The 2,071-nt window shown below is 69.3% G+C and carries 2 protein-coding genes; both read left to right on the forward strand.

Going from position 1 to position 2,071, the window contains the following annotated elements; translation table 11 throughout:
• Nucleotides 1–215: 215 nt before the first annotated feature.
• Nucleotides 216–674: a hypothetical protein gene (locus tag AB0K14_RS40800; RefSeq protein ID WP_360466761.1), complete on the forward strand. Its 459-nt coding sequence runs from the start codon at nt 216–218 to the stop codon at nt 672–674.
• A 97-nt stretch (nt 675–771) separates the two neighbouring features.
• A partial coding sequence (locus AB0K14_RS40805) for a tachylectin-related carbohydrate-binding protein (protein ID WP_360466764.1) occupies nt 772–2,071 on the forward strand: 1,300 nt, incomplete at its 3' end.

A 2,071-nucleotide genomic window follows, 5' to 3' on the forward strand; every position in this document is an offset into this window, starting at 1 on the left:
TTCGAAGACGCCACCACCGACCCCACCGGCCTGCTCCTCTCCAACGGCAGCCCGATCTTCACCTGGCGCTCGACCGACGGCTCCATCCGCACCGTGTTCATCCCCACCACCGCACGGCGAACCGACACCGCTCCCCTCTCATACGCAGGACGGACGGCACGTCGATGACACGGCCGACGAGGAATCGCGTGGGGCCCGACACCGGAGGAACGGGAATGAGACGCATGTTCAGGCTTTTCGTGACCGGGGTGCTGCTGGGCGCAGGGCTCATCGTGTCCTCCTCACCCGCGTCGGCGGCGGTCGTGGTGCCGCCGGGCCAGGCAGGCAGCGCCTGCAGCGGCTACTCCTCCGTCACCGGTCACCCCGAGTGGTACTGGCAGACCTGCGCGTGGGCCGACAACAACGAGGTGTACTTCACGGTCAACCTCGGCAACGCCGGTGACCTCGCCTGGTCCGTCGACACGATCTGGGTGGACTACACCCGCGGCGGGACGTCGATCACCTGCGCCGGCGGCGTCTGGAGCAACTTCGTGGTCGCCGCGCACTCCGTCAGATCCACCCCCACCGCCACGTGCGCCATCCCACGCAGGACCGGGGAGTACACCTCCGTCGGTCAGGTGTGGGACGCGAGCTACCACGCGGAACTGCACAGCCCCGTTCTCCAGGTCCAATGACACGTCACGGACGGCCGTCCACGTACCGGACAACGAGGGAGATCACGTGCAAAGGGTCGGTGTGAGCGGGCGAGGAAGACGATTCCTCGTCCTGGCGGTGACGATCATCGTGACCTACTCCGGAACGACCGTGCCGAGGGCGGAAGCCGCGATCGCGGCGACCCTCACCTGCAACTCGGCGGTGAACCTGTTCGGCGTGCCGAAGTCAGGCGACCTCTTCGTCTACCCGCACAACGAGCCGGAAACCGGCGTGCCGAACTGGGGGCAGCGGCGCACCATCGGCTCGGGGTGGAACGGCAGCCGCACGCTGGCCGGCCCGGACGGGGTGGTGTACCGGCTCGACGGCACCACCGGTGACATGTTCCGCTACCGGTGGAACGGCGTCGGCTGGGACACCTGGAACGGCCGGTCGTCCCGGGACGTGGGCGGTGGTTGGAACCGCTACTCGCAGGCCGCGTACCGCAATCACGTCACCGTCGACGGACGGGGGAGGCTGTACGCCGTCACCGCGCAGGGTCACCTCCAGATGTTCGCCTGGACCGGCGACCACGCCACCGGCACGTGGGCTCCCGGGAAGTTCCTGGACACCGGCTGGGGCCAGTACAACCTCATCGTCGCGTCGGACGACGGCGTGCTCTACGCGCGCACCACCAACGGCGACCTGTGGCGGTTCCGCTGGAACGCCGCGTCGGAGCGGTTCACCCAGTACCGCAGCCGGGTCGGCTGGGGTTGGGGCACCTACAACCGCGTCTTCTCCCCCGGCGGCGACATCCTCTACGCGTCCGGGCCGGACAACGGCGAACTGGTCTGGTACCGCTACCACGAGGACACCGCGACCTGGTCCGGCAGCGGCAAGGTCATCGGCAGCGGCTGGTACGACGAGCTGGACGTCGTCGCCGACACCAACGGCTGCCGCCTCACCGGATACCCGGTGCCGACCCGTCCCGCCGTGCCGCAACGACCCGACGCCCCCACCACGCCGGTGCAGGGCACCGACGGTCTGGTGACGTTCTTCTACGTCAACTCGGCGGGTGGCCTCACCGCGGGCAAGCAGCGCTACGCGGGCGACTACGAGCTCATCGAGTACCAGGTGATCGCCGACTACCACGACTTCACCGGCGCACCGGGGGTCGGCGTCCGCGAAGACGGCAGGCTGGAGGCCCTGGCCAACAGCCACGACGACGCCGCGTACCGGGGCAGGGTGCAAAGCACCCCGAACGGCTCTTGGGGGTCGATCACCGGCGTCACGGCACACCAGGGGTGGATGCTCAGCGACCCGGCGGTGGTGTCCGAAGCGGACAAGACGTTGGCCATCCACGCGGTCGACGACGCGGGCGCGCTGTGGCGGCGCGCCCAGCTCGCACCCAACGGCACCTACACCTCATGGCGGAAGATCG

The organism is Actinosynnema sp. NPDC050801 (genome assembly GCF_040673975.1).
Classification (GTDB): Bacteria; Actinomycetota; Actinomycetes; order Mycobacteriales; family Pseudonocardiaceae; genus Actinosynnema.